The organism is Archangium lansingense (assembly GCF_026626635.1).
Lineage (GTDB): Bacteria > Myxococcota > Myxococcia > Myxococcales > Myxococcaceae > Archangium > Archangium lansingense.
Map to the genome: position 1 here is coordinate 8,116,151 of NZ_JAPNKA010000001.1, position 20,896 is coordinate 8,137,046.

General features: G+C 68.7%; 16 protein-coding genes. 13 read left to right on the forward strand and 3 right to left on the reverse strand.

Annotated features, from left to right (window positions below):
* From OV287_RS32400 to OV287_RS32435, 8 genes are all read left to right on the forward strand, one after another.
* Positions 1-489 (forward strand): cytochrome c maturation protein CcmE, encoded by a 489-nt coding sequence (locus tag OV287_RS32400; protein WP_267537907.1) that lies wholly within the window; start codon positions 1-3, stop codon positions 487-489.
* A complete protein-coding gene (locus OV287_RS32405) occupies positions 486-2,513 on the forward strand; it encodes a heme lyase CcmF/NrfE family subunit (protein WP_267537908.1) in 2,028 nt (675 codons plus the stop codon). The genes OV287_RS32400 and OV287_RS32405 overlap by 4 nt, the downstream gene beginning before the upstream one ends.
* The gene (locus OV287_RS32410) at positions 2,510-3,049 is read left to right on the forward strand and encodes a TlpA family protein disulfide reductase (RefSeq protein ID WP_267537909.1); all 540 of its coding nucleotides are present in this window, start codon (positions 2,510-2,512) and stop codon (positions 3,047-3,049) included. Before OV287_RS32405 ends, OV287_RS32410 begins: the two co-directional genes overlap by 4 nt.
* A 450-nt stretch (positions 3,050-3,499) precedes the next feature.
* Positions 3,500-4,504 carry a hypothetical protein gene (locus OV287_RS32415; protein ID WP_267537910.1) on the forward strand — a complete coding sequence of 335 codons (1,005 nt, stop codon included), beginning with the start codon at positions 3,500-3,502 and terminating at the stop codon, positions 4,502-4,504.
* A gap of 89 nt (positions 4,505-4,593) precedes the next feature.
* Positions 4,594-5,265, forward strand: a complete 672-nt coding sequence (locus tag OV287_RS32420) for a hypothetical protein (RefSeq protein ID WP_267537911.1) — start codon at positions 4,594-4,596, stop codon at positions 5,263-5,265.
* Positions 5,266-5,335: 70 nt separating this feature from the next.
* Positions 5,336-6,436, forward strand: coding sequence for a hypothetical protein (locus OV287_RS32425; RefSeq protein WP_267537912.1), 1,101 nt, complete (start codon positions 5,336-5,338; stop codon positions 6,434-6,436).
* Positions 6,437-6,458: 22 nt separating this feature from the next.
* Positions 6,459-7,298, forward strand: a complete 840-nt coding sequence (locus OV287_RS32430) for a GNAT family N-acetyltransferase (protein WP_267537913.1) — start codon at positions 6,459-6,461, stop codon at positions 7,296-7,298.
* A 209-nt stretch (positions 7,299-7,507) separates the two neighbouring features.
* Positions 7,508-7,930: a cupredoxin domain-containing protein gene (locus OV287_RS32435; RefSeq protein ID WP_267537914.1), complete on the forward strand. Its 423-nt coding sequence runs from the start codon at positions 7,508-7,510 to the stop codon at positions 7,928-7,930.
* Between the two features lie 54 nt (positions 7,931-7,984).
* Here OV287_RS32435 and OV287_RS32440 read toward each other — a convergent pair whose 3' ends face one another.
* Positions 7,985-9,388 (reverse strand): sigma-54-dependent transcriptional regulator, encoded by a 1,404-nt coding sequence (locus OV287_RS32440; protein WP_267537915.1) that lies wholly within the window; start codon positions 9,386-9,388, stop codon positions 7,985-7,987.
* Positions 9,389-9,391: 3 nt separating this feature from the next.
* Positions 9,392-10,837 carry a sensor histidine kinase gene (locus tag OV287_RS32445; protein ID WP_267537916.1) on the reverse strand — a complete coding sequence of 482 codons (1,446 nt, stop codon included), beginning with the start codon at positions 10,835-10,837 and terminating at the stop codon, positions 9,392-9,394.
* Between the two features lie 305 nt (positions 10,838-11,142).
* Between OV287_RS32445 and OV287_RS32450 the strand changes: the two genes are divergently transcribed.
* The 5 genes from OV287_RS32450 (at position 11,143) to OV287_RS32470 (ending at position 19,863) form a co-directional block, all read left to right on the forward strand.
* A complete protein-coding gene (locus OV287_RS32450) occupies positions 11,143-12,561 on the forward strand; it encodes a TolC family protein (protein WP_267537917.1) in 1,419 nt (472 codons plus the stop codon).
* Between the two features lie 14 nt (positions 12,562-12,575).
* Positions 12,576-14,000, forward strand: a complete 1,425-nt coding sequence (locus OV287_RS32455; protein WP_267537918.1) for an efflux RND transporter periplasmic adaptor subunit — start codon at positions 12,576-12,578, stop codon at positions 13,998-14,000.
* A 3-nt stretch (positions 14,001-14,003) separates the two neighbouring features.
* Positions 14,004-17,306, forward strand: coding sequence for an efflux RND transporter permease subunit (locus OV287_RS32460; protein WP_267537919.1), 3,303 nt, complete (start codon positions 14,004-14,006; stop codon positions 17,304-17,306).
* Between the two features lie 105 nt (positions 17,307-17,411).
* Entirely contained in the window at positions 17,412-18,797 is a 1,386-nt protein-coding gene (locus OV287_RS32465; protein ID WP_267537920.1) for an MBL fold metallo-hydrolase, read from the forward strand.
* A gap of 61 nt (positions 18,798-18,858) precedes the next feature.
* A complete protein-coding gene (locus tag OV287_RS32470; protein WP_267537921.1) occupies positions 18,859-19,863 on the forward strand; it encodes an NADP-dependent oxidoreductase in 1,005 nt (334 codons plus the stop codon).
* A 1-nt stretch (position 19,864) separates the two neighbouring features.
* On the opposite strand, the gene OV287_RS32475 is transcribed toward OV287_RS32470, so the two are convergent.
* Entirely contained in the window at positions 19,865-20,824 is a 960-nt protein-coding gene (locus tag OV287_RS32475; protein ID WP_267537922.1) for a Vps62-related protein, read from the reverse strand.
* Positions 20,825-20,896: the final 72 nt, after the last annotated feature.

Here is a 20,896-nt window from a genome sequence, read left to right on the forward strand (position 1 = left end):
ATGACGCAGCAGACGCGCAACCGTCTCATCGCCGTGGTGTCCCTGCTGGTGGCCGGCGCGGGCCTGTCCCTGGTGGCCTTTGGCAACATCGGGGAGAACCTCGTCTATTACTGGAGGCCGTCGGAGATGATGGCCCAGGGCGAGAAGGCCTACGGCCCCACCATCCGCCTGGGCGGGCAGGTGCAGCCGGGCAGCATCCAGTGGAACGAGCAGCACACCACCCTGCACTTCCGCGTCATGGACAGTGAGGAGCCCGGCGCGGCCAACGTGCTGGTGCGCACCACGGAGGTGCCGCCGCAGATGTTCCGCGAGCGCATCGGCGTGGTGGTGGAGGGCACCTATGACTCGTCCCACGTCTTCCAGGGCAGCCGGCTGATGGTGAACCACTCCAACGAGTACCGGGCACCCAAGACGGATGACGACGTGAAGAAGATGTTCGAGGAGATGCAGAAGCAGGAGGCCACCACGGCCGCGGCGAGGACTCCGTGAACGGAACGCTCGGATACGGGCTGGTGCTCGCGGGGCTCGCCTTCGCGAGCTTCGGGGCCCTGGTAGGCCTGGTGGGCGGGATGCGCCGCGACGACGCGGCCTTCCCCTGGGTGATGCGCTGCGTGTGGGGCTTCTTCCTCTGCATGCTCGGCGCCAACCTGGTGATGGAGTGGGCGCTGCTCACCAACGACTTCAGCGTCGCGTACGTAGCGCAGGTGGGCAGCCGCGCCACGCCAACGGTCTTCAAGATCGTCTCGCTGTGGAGCGCGCTCGAGGGCTCCATCCTCTTCTGGGGCGTCATCATGGGCAGCTACGTGCTGGCCTTCGCCCTGGTGCACCGCAAGGAGCACGCGCGCTACATGTCCCTGGCGCTGGGCACCATGCTGGCGGTGGGCGTCTTCTTCACCTTCCTGATCGCCGGGCCGGCCAACCCGTTCCACACGGTGTCTCCGGTGCCCATGGACGGACCGGGTCCCAACGCGCTGCTGCAGAACCACTACCTGATGATCATCCACCCGCCCATGCTGTACCTGGGCTACGTGGGCATGACGGTGCCCTTCGGCATCGCCGTGGCCGCGCTGATGCGTGGCGAGATGGGTGACGCGTGGATGGCGCCGCTGCGGCGCTGGACGCTGGTGGCCTGGCTGTTCCTGTCGGTGGGCATCATCCTCGGCTCGTGGTGGGCGTACGCGGTGCTCGGCTGGGGCGGTTACTGGGCGTGGGACCCCGTGGAGAACGCGTCCTTCCTGCCGTGGCTGACGGCCACCGCCTTCATGCACTCCACGCTGGTGCACGAGCGCAAGAAGATGCTGAAGCTGTGGACGCTGAGCCTGGTGCTGGGCAGCTTCGTGCTGACCATCCTGGGCACGTTCATGACCCGAAGCGGCATCTTCAACTCGGTGCACAGCTTCACGCAGTCGGACATTGGCCCCACGTTCCTGGCGTTCATCGCGGTGCTGCTGTTCGTGTGCATCACGCTGCTGTCCACGCGCGGGCACCTGCTGGTGGCCGAGAGCGACATCAAGTCGATGCTGTCGCGAGAGACGACCATCCTGGTGAACAACCTGGTGTTCGTGGCCATCACCTTCACGGTGCTGCTGGGGACGCTCTACCCGCTCATCTCCGAGTCCCTGCGTGGCATCCGGGTGAGCGTGGGTGAGCCGTACTTCAACAAGATGGCGGTGCCCGGTGGGGTGATGGTGCTCTTCCTCATGGGCGTGGGCCCGATGCTGCCGTGGGGCAGCGCGGATCCGAAGCTGGTGCGCGAGCGCTTCTGGATACCGGCGGCGGTGGGCGTGGCGATCGTAGGCGCGTGCCTGGCGGGCGGACTGAGGGGCTTCTACCCGCTGCTGACGTTCGGGCTGGCGGGCTTCGTCACCGTCATCACCCTGCGCGAGCTGGCGCTGCCGGTGAAGGTGCGGATGAGCGAGAAGCAGGAGGGCTTCGTCACGGCGCTCGTGGGCAGCGCCTCCAAGGCGCGGCGGCGCTTCGGCGGCTACATCGTGCACCTGGGGATCGTGATCATCTTCGTGGCGGTGGCAGCCTCGTCGGCGTTCGTGACGCACACCTCGGGCACGGTGCGCATCGGCGAGACGCTGAAGATCGGCGGCTACCAGGTGAAGTACCTGGGGCTCACCAGCGGCCAGGAGCCGCACCGCACCTTCGTGGCCACCAAGGTCCAGGTGACGGCGCCCAACGGTGACGTCAGCGAGATGGCGCCGCGGATGAACTACTACGAGCGCATGACGGACCCGGTGGGAACGCCGGCGGTGCGCGAGACGGCGAAGGAAGACCTGTACCTGTCGCTGATGGCCTTCTCCGAGGACCGCGGCACCGCGAGCTTCAACGCGTGGATCTTCCCGCTGGTGGGGTGGATCTGGTGGAGCATTCCGCTGTTGGTGTTGGGCACGCTGATCGCCGTGTGGCCGGCGCGGCGGGCGCGGGCGGTGGCGGATGAGAAGAAACCGGCGGCGGGAGCGCCTCCTGAGCCGGGCGTGGAGATGAACCCAGGAGGTGCGGCATGAACTGGCGCATCACGGCGAGCTTCGTGGTGCTGTGCCTGGGGCTGCTGGCGGTGCTGGCCAAGGGCTTCGGCAGCAACCCGCGCGAGGTGCCCTTCATGCTGAAGGGCCAGGCAGCCCCGCCGTTCACGCTGAGGGCGCTGGACAGCGGGATGCGGGTGAGCTCGGAGCAGCTCAAGGGCCGGCCCATGGTCATCAACTTCTGGGCGTCGTGGTGCGGGCCCTGCAAGATGGAGCACCCGGTGCTGGAGTGGGGCGCTCGGGAGTTCGGCCAGCAGGCGCAGTTCATGGGAGTCGTCTTCGAGGACACCGAGGAGAACGCGAAGCAGTTCCTGTCTCAGATGGGGGCGAGCTTCCCGCAGCTCATCGATGTGAACTCGGGCGTGGCGGTGAGCTACGGGGTGGCAGGCGTGCCGGAGACGTACTTCGTCGACGCACAGGGCATCATCCTGGGCAAGCATGTGGGCCCCATCGATCCGCAGTCCCTCGCGGAGTGGATGCAGAAGCTGTCGGCGGGCACCGCCACCGCGAAGCAGTAGGCCGCGGGCCGTCACTCCCGCGCAGCGCGCATGGGGTGCTTCTGACGCCGGCCAGGTCATCTTGCCCTGGCTGATCCAGCGTACCCCGCGAGCTACAATCTCAGTGGTAGAGGGCGAGAGCCCCCGCGCCACCTGTGACGCAATGATGCAAGGGTCATTGAATGGAATTGCGATGACCCCACAGTCATGCCGGCACGGTGCGCATGGATTTCGAGGCGGCTGCAGCTCTGCGCCCGCCCTCGAAAGCCGCGGTCACGAATGACTCCGCGGTCATGAATGACTCCAAGCCATTAACCGGAGTGCACTGGCTTTACGTGAGCTGAGGAGTCCTTCCCCAGAAATTTCGTGGCCGCTTGTGCACCCGAGCCGTGTTTGGAGCCGGGCACGAGCCTTGCCCTATGGAGCGCCCGCCAGGTTCGCGGCGATGCCGCGGAACTCCGGGGGACTGCCATGAAGAGACTGTTGTTCGCACTGGGTATTCTGGTGATGGGCTGCGGTGGTGGCGAGGAGCTCCCGGACCCGATGTCGTCCGCCGAGCAGGAGGTACGCAACGAGGCCCCGGAGAGAGTGGAGGAAATCGCTCGCAACGCACGGGCAGCGGCCTTCTGTGATTACCAGCTCTACCCCACCCTGCCGGTGGACCAGGCCCCGGCCGTCATCGAGCGGGACCGGATGTACATGGCGGCCCAGCCAGGCGTCCTCTTCAAGTACCTGCCGCTGAGCCTCCCGACCCCCAGCGATCCGTACCTCTACAGTGGCGGGCGCTACCTGGTGGACACCGAGAAGCACGCCCGGGAGTACGCCCGCTGGGTCATCAACGAGTACGAGCTGGATGGCGTCCGGTTCTCGGAGCGGCCCTACTTCGTCCAGACCGAGTGCACGGCCTACAGCATCATCGGCATCAAGGACTTCAAGGATCTCCGCAACAAGCACCACGTCATGCGCACCGAGCGGTTCGCGCTGCCGAAGGGCAATCACCGCGGCTATCTCGAGTCGCGCTGGAAGGAGCTGGTGGCGAAGGCTCGGGCGCGCGGGCTGTCCAGCGTGTGGCTCGTCTACAACCCCGACGCCCGGTTGGCGGCCATCGTGTACACGCTCGAGAGCGTGGGAGAGGTGGAGCCCGGGGCCCCGGACTTCGCAACCGTCTCGGCCCTGGAGTCAGCGCCCTCTCTTGGCGCGAGCCTCGCCCGGCGGGGCTGGGTGAAGACGCAGGATGTGACCCAGTTCGTCTGGGGGCTCTGGTTCCGGTTCTCCCCGGGAGACAGGGGCCAGCCCACCCTCTGGCCGAACGCGCCCGGGCTGCCCAAGCCGTTCTCCGGGGATGGGCTCTGCCTGGTGAGCGCGGGCGAGAATCACAAGAACAGCCCCTCGGATTGCCTCCGGACCTGCGGGAACACCATCGCGGATCCAGGTGAGACGTCTGTGAACTGCCCGGGTGACGTGCGCGACATCTGAGCGTCCCCGGCTTCCATCTCATGCCGCAGTAGGAATCGCTCCCTTGCGTTCTGCTGGGGATTTCAATTCGAAACATCAAGGAGACTCACATGCTGAGCCAGCGCAATCCTGAACACGGACGTTCCACAGCGGACCTCAAGCGAGACCTCCAGAAGCCGACCGTGCGGAACCAGGTCTCTCCCGGACAATTCCAGGTCCTGGGCGCGAATCTGCAGATCGTCATCGATGGGTTCGGCTCGTTCACCCTCATCGCCAATCGAATCCTCCTCGAGGAGGGCCTGGGCGCCGACGATGGCACCGGGGCGGTGAAGTTCGAGCCGAGCGCCTGGTACCCGCTCGAGCTGTGGCTGAAGACCCTGGAGCGGATTGGGAACGAGTTCGGCCACGTCCTCCTGTTTCAGTCGGGGATGACCACGCCGAAGAATGCGATCTTTCCGCCCACGGTGACGGACATCCACAGCGCCCTGAAGTGCATCGACATCGCGTACCACATGAACCACGCCATGCGCGGTGAGACCATGTTCAGCCCCAACACGGGAGAGATGCGCGACGGAATCGGCCACTACAGCTACGCGCACACTCCGGGGAAGAACCTGGTCACCATGGAGAGCTCCACGCCGTATCCGTGCGATTTCGACCGGGGCATCATCATCGCGATGGCGCAGCGCTTCCAGCCCACCGCCACCATCCTCCATGACGCCACCAAGCCCTGCCGCAAGCGCGGAGGGGGCAGCTGCGCCTACCACGTCGCCTGGAAGTAGGACGGCGGGAAATCCAGTATACTCCGCGCGGCACGACCCCAGGGCCCTGAGTGCCGGAGGCCGGATCGCGATGCAGTGCAAGGAGTGCGGAGAGGGCGCGAGGGACGAGACCCTGCGCTATTGCGAGAACTGCGGGGCGAAGATGCCCCCGCCTCCCCCGCCCGGAACGATCCGCCGGACGTCCACCGGCGTTGGCGCACTGACGACGGGGCGCACGCGGAGCACCGCGGCAGCGCGCGCTGTAGCGGTCCCGTTGCAGGACGAGGCCGAGGACACGGATCCCGGCCTGCGCAATCCAGCCCAACCCAAGGCGCCGCCGTACGACGGGCCGGTGTGGTTGGCGCATGTGCCAGCACACTCGCCAAGCATGGTGGGGTTGGGGCTGCTGGGCGTGGGACTGGTGCTCGCCATCCTGCCCTTCTTCGCGGGGGTGGGGCCCTACTGGTCGCTGGTGGTAATCATCGGCGGGTGGCTGGTGGCGGCCCGCGAGCTGCGCGACGCCGGCGAGAAGCACGCGCTGGTGGACTGGGTTCCAGACACGTTGATGCGCCCGGTGGTGCCGGCGGTGTTCTCGGTGGTGGTGGCGGCTCTGGCGATCCGGATGCTGAGCATTGGCCTCACTCCGGTGCTGTGGCTGGGAGGTGCGGCGCTGCTGGGATACGACCAGTACCGCAAGGTGTTCGTGGGGCAGAACGGGTGGAGCCGTCTCTTCGAGCCGCGCACGCTGCTGCGTGGGACGGCCCCGGTGGCGCTCGGAGGAGTGGCGCTGTGCCTGCTCTCGCTGTTCCTCACCTGGGTGCCCACCCAGGGCACGGGGAGAAGCGCGGGTCCGGTACCGCAGGCGCCGCCGGAGCTGCTCGTGGTTGACGCGCCACAGCCGTCGGAGGACTTCGTCTACGGGCTGCTCCAGGAGAGCTACGACAAGGGGTGGGATCAGCCACTCTCCGTGTGTATGGAGCTGCTGCTCCTGGCGGTGCTGGGGTTGATGACGCTGCGCCCGGAGGTGCCGACTCCGAACTGGCTACGCTTTTCGCCCATCGGGGTGGTGGTGCTGGGCCTCGTCTGGATGCTGGTGAATGGCGGGCTGCTGCTGGGGCCCGTGCTGTTCCTTGTCGGTCTGGCGGCGACCGGCTTCGCCGCGGTGTACGGGGCCTTCACGCGAGAGGCCTGAGCCCCGTGGTATAGGCAGCCGCATGCGCATTCGGAGACTCACCCTGGATGACATGCCCGCCTGCCTCGAGCTGGCCGTGAAGCGCGACTGGCCGGCGGAAGCGCTGAAGTGGCGGATGATCCTGGAGCTGGGGGCCGGCTTCGGCGTGGACTCACCGGAGGGTGGGCTCGCGGGCACGGTCCTCATTACGCCTTATGGGCGCGAGGCAGCGTCGATCGGGATGATGGCGGTGTCGCCCTCCCATGGGCGGCAGGGGCTCGGACGGCGCCTCATGGAGCATGCGCTGGAGCACATCGGTCCCATCCCCACACTCCTGTTCGCGACGGATCAGGGCCGTCCCCTCTACGAGAAGCTGGGCTTCGTCCAGGTTGACGAGATTGTGAAGCATGTGGGGCGGCTCACCCGGGAGCCGCAGGAGCTGTCCGTCCCGGACACGCGAGTGCGCGCGATGACCGCGGAGGATCTGGACGCGGTCGCCACGCTGGACGCTGGCGCCTTCGGTGCGCCCCGGCATTCCCTGCTCCACGCCTTGTACCGGGTGGCGCTCCGCGCGCTGGTCGCCGAACGGGGCGGGCGCGTGGTGGGCTACGGTCTGGCGTGGCCCAACCTCGATTCGACGATGGTGGGTCCCCTCATCGCCCAGGAGGAGCCGATCGCCTGGGTCCTCGCGGCCGAGCTCCTGCGGGGCCTCGAGGGAGTCGTGCGGATCGACATCCCTCCGCGCTTCGTCGAGCTGAGCGAGTGGGTGGCGGGGCGCGGGCTCGAGCGGCACGTCCCGTCCCCCATGATGATGCTTCATGGGACCCAGGCCCCGGGCAAGAGGGAGCACCTCTACGCCATCGCAGCCCAGGCCTTGGGCTGACCGGCTCGCCCGGCTTCGGGTTTCGCCGTGCGGCCCCCTCCGACCGTGACCGGGCGGGTTACAGGGAAACCCGCGTGGACACTCCAGCCAGGTGCCTCGCACCGCCAACCCCGCGAGAACAGGCCAGTGCACACCCCGGCACGCGTTGTGCTGTGGAGGCCCTTGCAACGGATGCCGGTCATCCCCCTCACTCCGGGAGAAACCAACCGATGAAGACGATCCTGATGGGAGCCCTGGCTGCCCTCACCCTGGCCGCCGCCACTCCAGCAGCCGCGTGTGACGAGCACGCCAAGAAGGACACGCACGCCGGCGCGGCCAGGGCGGCCCCCGCGGAGAAGCCCGCTGCCGCCCCCGTCGGCAAGAACGGAGTCAGCACCGTGGAGCTCACGGTGACGTCCAAGGGCTTCGAGCCCGCGAACGTGAAGGTGAAAGCGGGGCACCCGGTCCGCCTCGTGGTCACTCGCAAGACGGACAAGACGTGCGCCAAGGAGCTCATCCTCGACGACCTGGGCATCAACCAGCCGCTCCCCCTGGACACGCCGGTGACGGTGGAGTTCACCCCGAGCGAGACGGGCACGTTGCGCTATGCCTGCGCGATGGACCACATCAGCGGGATCGTCACCATCCAGTAACCCGCAGTGCCTCCGTGGCGCGAGCCTCGAGCGGGCCCGCGCCGCGGCCAGCCTCTACCGCGGCTTGAAGTCATCCGAGCGGATGCTGTAGCGCTTCAGCAGCCGATGCAGGCTCTCGCGCTCGATACCGGCATGCTCGGCGGCACGGGTGACGTTGCCCTCGAAGTCGCGCAGCAGCGCCGTGAGGTATTCGCGCGAGAAGCGGTCCCTGGCCAGATCGAGCGCGTCCCGGTAGGGCAGATGCTTCGCCGCCCCGCCCGGCAGGGCTCCTTCCTGACGCTCCCGCACCTCGGACGGCAGGTCGCGCTCCGTCACCGCCGGCCCCGCGGCCACCGCCACCGCCCGCATGATGGTGTTCTCCAGCTCACGCACGTTCCCCGGCCACGGGTAGCCCACGAGCACACGCAACGCCTCCGGCGTCATCCCCTCCAGCGTGCGCCCCATCGCCTTGCCGTGCTTGTCGAGCAGATGGGCCGCCAGCAGCGGAATGTCCTCCTTGCGCTCGCGCAGGGGCGGCAGTTGCACCGGGAAGACGTTGAGCCGGTAGAAGAGATCCTCCCGGAAACGCCCCTGGGCCGCCTCGGCCCGTAGGTCACGGTGGGTGGCGGCCACCACCCGCACGTCCACCTGCACGGGCCGGGTCTCGCCCACGCGCCGGACCTCCCGCTCCTGCAGCACACGCAGCAGCTTCACCTGCGCGTTCAGCGGAAGATCCCCCACCTCATCCAGGAAGAGCGTTCCCCCATTGGCCTCCTCGAAGAGGCCCGCCTTGGCCTGGGCCGCACCGGTGAAGGCCCCCTTTCCATGGCCGAACAGCTCGCTCTCCACGAGCTCCGCCGGCAGGGCACCACAGTTGACGGCCACGAAGGGGCGCTCACGCCGGGCGCTGTTGAGATGGACGGCACGTGCCGCCAACTCCTTGCCCGTGCCCGTCTCACCCGTCAGCAGTACGGTGATGTCCAGGCGCGCCGCCTGCTCGATGAGCCGGTGCGACTCCTGCATCGCCGCGCTGCGGCCCACGACCCCGGTGAAGGAGAAGCCCGTGCCCGGCGGCGATTCCCGCCCCAGCACTTCCGCCTGGAGGCGCAGCCGCCGGCGTTCCATCGCCCGGGCCACCAGCTCGACGGGAGCATCGGGGAGGAAGGGCTTCTGGAGGTAGTCGAAGGCACCCGCCCGCATCGCCTCCACCGCATCCGGCACCGTGGCGTAGCCCGTCATCATCACCACTTCGGTGTTGGGGTAGCGGGACTTGACGGCGCGCAGTACCTCGAAGCCGTCCGCCCCCGGCATGCGGACGTCCGACACCACGACGTCGAACTCCCGCGCCGCCACCAGCGCCAGTGCGCGCGCCCCGTCCTCCGCGCACGTCACCTCGTAGGTATCACCCAACAGCCGGGCGAAGAGCTTGAGGATGTTCTCCTTGTCGTCCACCACCAGCACGCTTCCGCGCGTCTCCATCTCTCACGCCCTCCCCGGCAACGTGGCAGGCAGCCACACGGTGAAGTGTGCGCCCGGTCCCGTACCCGCGGCAGCCTCCAGGTTGCCACCATGCGCCTGCACGATGCTCTGGCTGATGGCCAGGCCCAGCCCCGTCCCGCTGGGCTTCGTGGTGAAGAAGGGCTCGAAGAGGCGCTCGCGCGCCGTGGCGCTCAGCCCCGGGCCCGTGTCCTCCACGTGCAGCTCGGCCCCCGTCTCCGTCTGCGCCAGGCGCACCCGTACCCGGCCCTGCTCTCCGCACGCATCCACCGCGTTGCGAACCAGGTTGAGGACCACCTGGCGGAGCTTCGTCAGGTGTCCCGCCGTCCGCGCCTCGCCTTCGACGTCCACCCGCACCGCACTCAACTGGCCCCCCTGCCGCAGCCGCTCCACCACGTCCTCGCACAGGGCGCGCAGATCCACCGGCTCCGGCTCGGCCTGCAACGGACGCGAGAGCGCGAGCAGATCCTGGACGATGTTCCGGCTGCGCACCGCCTCGTCCTCGATGACCTGGAGGTCCTCTCGCAGGCTCCCCTCCACCTTCTTCTTCATCATGCCCGCATAGCCGAGGATGACGGTGAGCGGGTTGTTGATTTCATGGGCCACGCCCGCCGCCAGCCTGCCAATGCCCGCGAGCTTCTCGCTCTGCACCAACTGCTCCTGATGCTCGCGCAGCGCCGCCGTCATGGCGTTGAACTGGCGGGCCAGCTCGCCGAACTCGTCGGGAGTCGAGATGTCGATGCGCGCGTGCATGTCTCCCGCGGCCAGCCGCGCCGCGCCCTCGCGCAGCCGGGCCACGGGCCGGGCCACGGAGCGGACGATGTAGACGCCCACGCCGATGGCCAGGAGCGGCGCGCCCACCAGGAAGAACAGGGTCCACTGGAAGGCGGAGCTCTGCAGCTCCGCCACCCGGGCCTCGGCCGCATCCACCGAGCGGTTGAAGTGGCTCACCAGCCGGTCCGTGCGCTCCTCCATCTGGGACACGAGCCCGAGCGCCCGGCCATGCTCGCGCTCCATGTCCTCCTGCCTGCCCGCCAGCACCGCGGGCAGGAGCGCTTCGCGGAAGAGCGTGTCCAGCGCCCTCTGGGCCCGCTCGATGTCCTCCACCCAGGCCCGCTCCTCGGGCCCCAGGGCCTGCGCCTTCATCTCCTCCGTCAGCCGCGTCACCCGGCCAGCGGCCGTCTCGTAGAAGTGCAGGTGGCTGTCGTTTCCCAGGATGAGGGTGTGAGCCTGGTGCGCGTAGGTGTCCCGGATGGCGCTGGCCACCTCGAGCGCCGAGCGGACGGCATGCTGCCGCGCCTGCATCTCGACCAGGCGGGAGTGAATCTCCCGCATGTGCACGAGCGCCAGAAGGGAGGAGACGACGAAGAGGGAAACCAGGGCGGCGAGGGCCAGGCTGAGACGCCTGGCGGTGCCTGAGGGAACCTGCATGGGTGAGCTCTCCTCCATCAGTAGTACGCAAGCCGGGTGCCACCCGCCCTCCCCCAGCCTATGCGCGCCCTTGCCCGGGCGAGATGTGATTCCCGGAGTTACACCGTGACGCCCCGGGCTCCTGTCGCACCGGGCCTGCCCCCCGAGCGAGCACGCAGCGCTCCCCGGAGTCCGTCTCCTCCGGCGGGACACAGCCCCATGGCACAAGCCCTGCACAACCCATCGCCGTGCAACCCACTCACGCATCTTCCCAGCCTCTCCCCACCTCGGGATGGCGGCACCACCCGGTAGGGCCCCTCGCCCTCGTGCTGGCGCTGCTCTCTCCCCTGGCGGCGCCCGCGCAGGAGGACACTCGCACGCCGTCCACGCAGGCCTCCTCCGCGCCGGTGCTGCCAGAGGATCCGGCGCTGGCGCAACTCCTCGCGGAAGCCCTCGAGACGCGCCCGGAGCTGCACCAGGCCGAGGCCCAGGCCCGGGCCGCCCGGGAGCGTGTACCCCAGGCGGGAGCCCTGCCGGACCCGACGCTGCAGCTGGGCATCCAGAACGACGGCTTCACCGGCCTCATGATCGGCGAGATGGAGGGCAGCTACTTCAGCATCATGGCCTCCCAGGCCCTGCCCTTCCCGGGCAAGCGCGCGCTGCGTACCGAGCTCGCCGAGCTCGGCGCCACGGCCGCGTCGACGCAGGTGGTGCGCGCGCGGCTGTCCGTCGAGGCCGAGGTGCACCGGGGCTACCTGGATCTGCTGCTGGTGCGGGAGCGGCTCCTCCTGCTGGAGCGACTCCAGACGCTCTGGAAGCAGTCCGCCGACATGGCCCGGATCCGCTACGAGACCGGAGAGGGGGCCCAGTCGGACCTGCTGCGCGCCCAGCTCGAGCTCAACCGACTGCGCCAGCGCCGGCTGGCACTGCAGGCCGAGGAGCGTATCCGGGTGCAGACCTTGAACCGGCTGAGCGGCCGGCCCCTGGAGGCGCCCCTGCCCACCACCATGCGCTTGCGCGACGTGGGGGTGCCCGAGCTCGGCGATTCCGAAGCCGCGGTGAGGGACGCGCTCGAGCGCAGCCCAGAGCTGGCCGAGAGGCACACGTTGGTGGCGCGGGCCGGGAAGCAGGTGGCGCTGGCGCGTCTGGAACGCCTGCCCGACTTCACCGTGAGCGCGGGGGTGATGCCCCGTGGCGGCGACTTTCCCCCCATGTGGCAAGCCAACGTCGGCTTCAACCTGCCCATCTTCTCCGGGAGGAAGCAGAACCGCGCGGTGGCCGAAAGCAGAGCCCAGGCCATGGCCCCCACCCACGCGACGGAGACCCTGGAGCAGGTACTGCGCCTGCGGGTGCAGGAGCGCCTCATCGCCCTGGCCGCGCTGCGCGACACGGCGGCCATCTACCGCGACGGCCTCCTGATGCAGTCGGCGGCGACCGTCGAGAGCACTCTGACGCAGTACCGGGTCGGGCGCGCCTCGTTCGCCTCGGTGTTGGAGGCCAATACCGGCATCATCCGCGACGAAGAAGAGTACCTGCGGACGCTCGTCGAAGCGCAACGCCTCGCCATCGCCCAGGCCGAGGTGAGCCTGGAGCCCGTGGCCTCCATGGGCGGCAGCAGTCAGGGAGCGGGAGGCATGCCCGGAGCGGGTAGCACCCCGTCCGCTCCCGCGAGCGGCGCCGCCCCAGCGGGCAGCGCGCCCGGTGCCGCCGCCTCCTCCTCTTCATCTTCCATGTCAGGGATGTAGTCCCTGGAGAACCCATGTCCCTCGAGACTCCTCCACTCCCCTCCTCGCCGTCTCCTGCGCGCCGCCGCTTCGGAGCCGCCGCGCTCGCCGCCACGGCACTGGCCAGCGCCGCACTGGGCGGCGGGGCCGTCCACCTGCTGACGCACAACGATGAAGCCCCCGGCACCCACGCGTCCGCCCCCGCGGCCACCACCCCCCCGGAGGTCTCCGAGCCGGCGGCCACGAAATACCAGTGCCCCATGCACCCGAGCATCGTGCAGGACCACCCGGGCAAGTGCCCCATCTGCGGCATGGACCTGGTGGCGATGACGCCCATGTCCGCCTCCTCCGGCGAACCGGGAGCCCCCGCGGTGGAGGGCCTGGCCCCCGTCACCATCGACCCCTCGCGCCAACAGCTCATCGGCCTGCGCACCGCCCCGGTGACGGAGGGCAAGATCGGGGGCACCTGGAGGACCAGCGGTCGCGTGGTCATGGACGAGACCCGCGTGCGCCGCGTCACCCTGAAGGTGCCCGCCTTCGTCGAGCGCGTGTACGTGGACTTCGTCGGCAAGCCGGTGCGGCAGGGGGAGCCGCTCTTCTCCGTCTACAGCCCCGAGCTGCTCGCCGCGCAGGAGGAGTACCTGCTGGCCCTGCGAACCCGCCAGGCCCTGAGCCAGGCCGGCGGGATGGCGACGGATGGCGACGCCCTGGTGGCGGCGGCCCGGCGCAAGCTGCAGCTCTGGGACGTACCGGCGGCCACTCTCGAGCGGCTCGCCCAGACGGGCGAGGCCACCCGCGCCCTCACCCTGGTGTCCCCCATCTCCGGGGTCATCACCAAGAAGGACGTCGTGGAGGGCGCGCGCCTGGAGATCGGCGCCACGCCCTACGAGGTCGTCGACCTGTCGCGCGTATGGGTCCTCGCCGATGTGTATGAGACCGAGCTGCGCCACGTAAAGGTGGGCATGACCGCCACGCTTCAGCTCAAGGCCTTCCCCAACCGCGTCTTCGCCGGGAAGGTGTACTTCCTCGACCCGGTGTTGGACCCGGTCACGCGCACCGTCAAGGTGCGCCTGGAGTTCCCCAATCCCGATGGAGATCTGCGCCCCGAGATGTTCGGCGAGGTGGTGCTCCGGGGGACGGCTCACGAGGGGCTGAAGATTCCGTCCGACGCGGTCGTCCCCACCGGCACCACCCAGGTCGTCTTCGTGGCGCTCGGCGATGGCCGCTTCCAGCCCCGGGAGGTCCGCCTGGGCGAGTCGGACGGAAAGAGCGTGGAGGTGACGTCGGGCCTGAAGGCCGGCGAGCAGGTCGTCACCGGCGCCAACTTCCTGATCGACTCCGAATCGCGCCTGCGCGCCTCGCTGGCCGCGCTGGCCGCCACCTCCCCGGGGGGCTCTCCTCCCCCCTCTTCGCCACCGGCGGGTGCGCCCCCGGCCACCTCCGGCCACGGAGGCCACTGAGCCATGATTCGAGCCATCATCCGCTTCTCGGCGGAGAACAAGTACCTGGTCATCGCGGCCACCGTGGCGGCGCTCTTCGGCGCCTGGTGGACGATGAAGAACACCCCGCTGGACGCGCTGCCGGACCTGTCCGACACCCAGGTCATCGTCTACGGGCGGTGGGACCGCAGCCCCGACATCGTCGAGGACCAGGTCACCTACCCCATCACCACCGCGCTGCTGGGCGCCCCGAAGGTCAAGGCGGTGCGCGGCTTCAGCGACTTCGGCTTCAGCTACGTGTACGTCATCTTCGAGGACGGCACGGACATGTACTGGGCGCGCACGCGGGTGCTCGAGTACCTGTCGAAAATAACCCCCCAGCTCCCGCCGGACGTGAAGGTGGAGCTGGGCCCGGACGCCACCAGCGTGGGGTGGGTGTTCCAGTACGCACTGGTGGACAAGAGCGGCAAGCACCGGCTGGACGAGCTGCGCTCCTACCAGGACTGGTTCCTGCGCTATCAGATTCAAAGCGTGCCGGGCGTCTCCGAGGTGGCGACCGTGGGCGGCCAGGTGCGCCAGTACCAGGTGGCGGTCAACCCCAACACCCTCGCCAGCTACGGGCTGTCGCTGGACGCGGTGGTGCGTGCGGTGCGCCAGGGCAACAACGACGTGGGAGGACGGCTCGTGGAGGTGGCCGGGCGCGAGTACATGGTGCGCGGCCGCGGCTACGTGAAGAGCGTGGAGGACATCGAGAAGCTCGTCCTCAAGTCCCAGGGCGGCACGCCCGTCACCATCAAGGACGTGGCCAACGTGACACTGGGCCCCGAGCTGCGCCGGGGCGTGGCCGACCTGGACGGCGAGGGAGACGTGGTGGGCGGCATCGTGGTGATGCGCCAGGGGGAGAACGCCCTCAACGTCATCGAGCGCATCAAGACGAAGCTCGAGGAGCTGAAACCCTCGCTGCCCGAGGGCGTGGAGATCGTCACCACCTACGACCGCTCGGACCTCATCGAGCGCGCCATCGACACGGTGACGCACAAGCTGGTGGAGGAGATCATCATCGTCTCCCTCATCATCCTCATCTTCCTGTGGCACGTGCCATCGGCCATCGTGCCCATCGTCACCATTCCGGTGTCGGTGGCGCTGGCCTTCATCCCCATGTACGCGATGGGGTTGAACGCCAACCTCATGTCGCTGGCCGGCATCGCCATCTCCATCGGCGTGCTCGTGGACGGCGCCATCGTCGAGGTGGAGAACGCGTACAACAAGATTCACCACTGGATAAAGGATGGGAAGAAGGGCGACTTCCACCAGGTGCGCCTGGAAGCGCTGATGGAGGTGGGGCCGGGCGTCTTCTTCAGCCTGCTCGTCATCGCCGTGGCCTTCATGCCCATCTTCACGCTGGTGGACCAGGAGGGCCGCCTCTTCCGCCCGCTGGCGTACTCGAAGAACCTCGCCATGGCCATCGCCGCGCTGCTGGCCATCACCCTGGACCCGGCCATGCGGATGCTCTTCGCACGCGTGGAGCCCTTCCAGTTCCGCCCGAAGTTCCTGGCATCGCTGGCGACGCACGCACTCGTGGGCAAGTACTACTCGGAGGAGCGGCACCCCATCAGCCGGCTGATGCACCGGCTCTACGAGGGCCCGTGCCGCTTCGTCGTGCGCCACGCCAAGGCCACCCTGGTGGTGAGCGGGCTGCTGGTCGCCACCACCATCCCCGTGTACCTGCAGCTGGGCAGCGAGTTCATGCCTCCGCTCAACGAAGGCTCCATCCTCTACATGCCCTCGGCGGTGGAGCCCGGCATGTCCGTCACCGAGGCGCAGCGCATCCTGCAGGTGCAGGACAAGCTGCTCATGCAGTTCCCCGAGGTGGAGCGCGTCTTCGGCAAGGCCGGCCGCGCCAACACCTCCACCGACCCCGCTCCGTTCACCATGATGGAGACGACGGTGCTGCTGCGCCCCGAGTCCGAGTGGCGCGAGGTGCCGCGCTGGTACAGCGGCTGGGCTCCCGAGTGGCTGAAGGGCATGCTGCGTCCCTTCTGGCGCGACCGCATCACCCAGGCCGAGCTGGAGTCGAAGATGAACGCCGCGCTCCAGCTGCCGGGCATCTCCAACGCCTGGACCATGCCCATCAAGGGGCGGCTGGACATGCTGTCCACCGGTATCCGCACGCCCGTGGGCATCAAGATCATGGGCGCGGACCTGGCCACCGTGGAGCGCATCGCTCGCGAGACGGAGGCGGCGGTGGCGAAGGTGGAGGGCACCCGCAGCGCGTTCGCCGAGCGCGTGGCGGGCGGCTACTTCCTGGACTTCGTCCTCAAGCGCGACGAGCTCGCCCGCTACGGCCTGAGCGTGGACGACGCGAACATGATGGTGATGACGGCGATAGGCGGCGACAACCAGTCCACCACCGTGGAGGGCCGCGAGCGCTACGGCATCAACGTGCGCTACGCGCGGGACTACCGCGAGGATGTCCAGGCGCTCGGGCGCGTGCTGCTGCCCCTTCCCAACGGCCAGGGCCAGATTCCCATGGAGGCCATCGCGGACGTGGTGCTCGCCCATGGCCCCTCGATGATTCGCAACGAGAACGGGATGCTCACCGGCTATGTCTACGTGGACTTCGACACCTCCAAGTACGACGTGGGTCGCTTCGTGGATAGAGCCAAGGAGGCGGTGGCCGCGAGCGTGAAGCTGCCCTCCGGCTACTCCATGACGTGGAGCGGCCAGTACGAGAACATGCTGCGCGTCCGGGAGCGGCTGAAGCTCGTCATCCCGCTCACGCTCGTGCTCATCTTCGGGCTGCTGTACATGAACACGAAGTCGGCCTTCAAGGCGGGCCTCGTGATGCTGGCGGTGCCCTTCTCGGCCATCGGCGCGGTGTGGCTGCTCTGGGCGCTCGACTACAACGTCTCCATCGCGGTGTGGGTGGGCATGATTGCGCTGATGGGCCTGGACGCCGAGACAGGGGCCTTCATGCTGCTCTTCCTCGACCTGTCCCATGACGAAGCGAAGAAGCGCGGAATGCTGCGCACCGAGGGCGACCTGGTGGAGGCCATCATCCATGGCGCCGTGAAGCGCGTCCGGCCCAAGGCGATGACGGTACTGGCGGCGATGCTGGGCCTGCTCCCCATCATGTGGTCCACCGGAACGGGCGCGGACGTCATGAAGCGGATTGCCGCGCCCATGGTGGGCGGCCTGGCCACCAGCTTCCTGCTGGAGCTGCTCGTCTACCCGGCGGTGTACTTCCTGTGGAAGCGCCGCGAGGTGGTGCCAGGCCCGGCAACGCCCGAGCCCGATGGCCCCAGCACCGACGTGGTGCCTGCATGAAGCGGGACGACATCCCCCCATTCCAACGGCGACACCGGTGCGAGTGGCTGAGAGGGAGAGGAGAGGGCGCCACCACGGGGACGCTGCTGGGATAGAGTGCCGCGCATGGCCTCCATCCATTTCCTCGGCGCCGCGGGAACCGTCACTGGCTCAAGATTCCTCCTCGAGCACCAGGGCAAGCGGGTGCTCATCGATTGCGGCCTGTTCCAGGGCCGGAAGGAGCTGCGCCAGCGCAACTGGCGTGCCCTTCCCGTATCGCCCCGGAGCATCGACGCCATCGTCCTCACGCACGCCCACATCGATCACACCGGCGGCCTGCCTCGCGTGGTGCGTGACGGCTTCCACGGGCCCGTCTACTGCACCCCCGGGACGCGCGATCTCTCCGCGCTGCTGCTCCCGGACTCGGCGCACCTCCAGGAGGAAGAGGCCCGCTACGCCAACAAGGAGGGGTTCTCGAAGCACCACCCTGCCCTGCCCCTCTACACGGTGGAGGACGCGCAGCGCGCGCTGAAGCTCTTCGAGACCTTTGGCTACGAACGCACCCGGGAGATCCTCCCCGGCATCACCCTCACCTTCTACCGAGCGGGCCATATCCTCGGCTCGGCGGTGTGCGTGTTCCACCTGGAGAGCACGAACCAGCGCGTGGTGTTCACCGGGGACCTGGGCCGCTACCACGCCCCCATTTTGAGGGATCCGCAGACGGTCCGCTCGGCCACCACGCTGGTGGTGGAGAGCACCTATGGCGACCGCGAGCACGGGGACAAGCGGCCCGTGGACGCGCTGTGCGAGGCCGTGGTGGACGCCTACGAGCGCAAGGGCATGGTCGTCATTCCCGCCTTCTCGGTGGGCCGGACCCAGGAGCTGCTCTACCACCTGCGCAACCTGGAGGCGGAGAAGCGCATCCCCGAGCTGGATGTCTTCGTGGATTCGCCCATGGCGTGCGACGCCACGCCCATCTACCTGGCGCACGCGGAAGAGCACGACCTGGACATGTCCGCCATCGTGAAGCGGGGCGAGTCTCCGCTGGCCACGAAGCGCACGCGCTTCATCACCTCGCCGCAGGAGAGCAAGCGGATCAACCTGGTCGATGGCCCGGGCATCATCATCTCCGCCTCGGGCATGGCCACCGGAGGGCGCATCCTCCACCACCTGAAGTACCGGCTGCCGGATCCGCGCAACACGGTGCTCTTCGTGGGCTACCAGTCCGACGGCTCGCGCGGCCGGCGCATGCTGGACGGCGAGAAGGAGATCAAAATCCACGGGCAGATGGTGCGGGTGGAGGCGCAGCTGCGCACGGTGAGCGGCTTCTCGGCACACGCGGACTGGACGGAGACGCTGCGCTGGATGGACGGCTTCGAGGCGCCGCCGCGGCAGACGCTGCTCGTCCACGGCGAGCCCTCGGCGCTCCGGGCGCTCAAGGAGCGGGTCGAAGCGCGCGGCTGGGCGGCCCATATCCCCGAGCACCTGGAGAAGGTGGAGCTGGCGGATTAGCTCCACCGGCCTGGCGTAAAGGTTGAAACCTCCGGCGCGCGAGGGCATCCATGAGCCCACCATGCGCGCCTTCTTTATCCGCCGTTACGGAGGACCCGAGGTCCTCGAGCAGGGAGAGCTGCCCTCCCCTTCCCTGGGCCCTCGCGACGTCCGCATCGCCGTGCATGCGGCGAGCGTCAACCCCGTGGACTGGAAGGTCCGTGAGGGCAAGATACGCATCCTCCTGCCGTACCGCTTCCCGCTCGTCCTCGGCAACGACTGCGCCGGCGAGGTGCTGGAGGTGGGCACGGAGGTGAAGTCCTTCAAGCCGGGCGACGCGGTGTGGACGCGCCTGGACAAGGATCGCCCCGGCGCCTTCGCCGAGGAGGTGGTGCAACCCGAGAGCGTCGTGGCCCCCAAGCCGCCCCAGCTGTCCTACGAAGAGGCCGCGTCCCTGCCTCTGGTGGGCCTCACCGCGTGGCAGGCGCTGGTGGAGGTAGGAAAGCTCTCCGCCGGGCAGAAGGTGCTGGTGCATGCGGGCGCCGGAGGCGTGGGCTCGGTGGCGGTGCAGCTCGGCCGGCACCTCGGGGCCCACGTGGTGGCCACCGCGAGCGGGAAGAACACGGAGCTCGTGAAGGGCTTCGGAGCCGACGAGGTGGTGGACTACCGCACCCAGCGCTTCGAGGACGTGGTGCGGGACGCGGACGTGGTGTTCGACACCGTGGGCGCGGACACGCAGCTGCGCAGCTTCAAGAGCGCGCGCAAGGGAGGCATCGTCGTCTCCATCACGGACCGCCCGGACATGGCCCTGGCCCGCTCCTGGGGATTGTCCCCGGCGCTCTGGCCCGTCTTCGCCATGGTGGGCGCGCGGGCGACGTTCGCCGCCTGGCGCCACGGCGTGCGCTACACCTATCTCTTCATGAACCCGAGTGGCGAGAACCTGCGCCAGCTCGGGGCCCTGGTGGAGGCGGGCAAGCTCCGCCCCCACGTGGACAGGGTGTTCCCCTTCGACCAGACGCGCGAGGCCATCGCCCATGCCGAGTCGGGCCAGGCACGCGGCAAGGTGGTGGTGCGGGTGCGCGGCTGACTCAGTCGTTGTTCCAGGCACCCTGGAAGGACGGGCCCTGCGGGCCGCTCGTGGCGTCGAGCTCACCCACCTCGCCCCAGCGGCCCCCGTACTTGATGAAGTTCTGGCCGTTGCGAGGCGCGTTCTTCTCGCCCACGTTCACCCAGTTGTTCCACGTCTGCCACACCGGCCCCCCGTTGTAGCTGTGGTCATCGAAGCCCGGCACCTCGGTGGGGTACGTCCCCGCGGTGGGGTAGCTCGCGTGCGAGCCATCCGCCGAGTAGACGATGGGGTGCGTCCCATTCCACTGGAGCTGCGAGGCGGTGTAGCGATTGCCGCCGCTGTGCGCCGCGTACCAGGCCGACTGGAAGTTGCCGGCCGAGTCCGTGGACACGGTGATGTGCTCCCAGTCCGCCTCGTGGTTCACGGACGCGTAAGAGTCGTTGTACGGGTAGAAGAACCAGTACTGAATGTCGTAGCCGCCCGAGACGACCACGCTCTTCTTCGAATGCACGTACACGCGCCACCCGGAGGACGCCGTGCCCTTGTGCACGTTGTCATCCGGCGGCTGGAGGAAGAACTCCTTCCGCGACGCGTTCGAGGAGTACACCGTGCTGCTGTGGCTGCAGAACAGGCCACTCTTCGTCTTGTGGGACTGGGTGGAGAGGTTGCTCTGCGTGGGTGTAGCGAGCGCGAGCACCTCGCAGTCCGGGCACCCGGAATGGTCGAAGCGCATGTGCACGCGGGCCAAGTACCAGTCCACGTTGGCCGGCCGCGCCCAGTCGATGGAGTCCGGGGCCAGCCGCACCTCGGGAGCGAACTTCGCGGCGAGCTGATCCTCGAAGGCATCATCGATGCCATCCAGGTCCACGTCGGTGATCAGCGCATCCGTGCGCTCGCCCAGCGTGGCCTCCTCTTCGACGAGGGGGCCGCACGAGGCGAGCGTCAGGGTGGAGAGCAGCAACAACCGTCCGGTTCGCATGGGAGAGTCTCCTGACCGCCGGGGCTCATCCCCGGCTCGGGACTCTTATATTCACGCAAACCAAGAAAAATT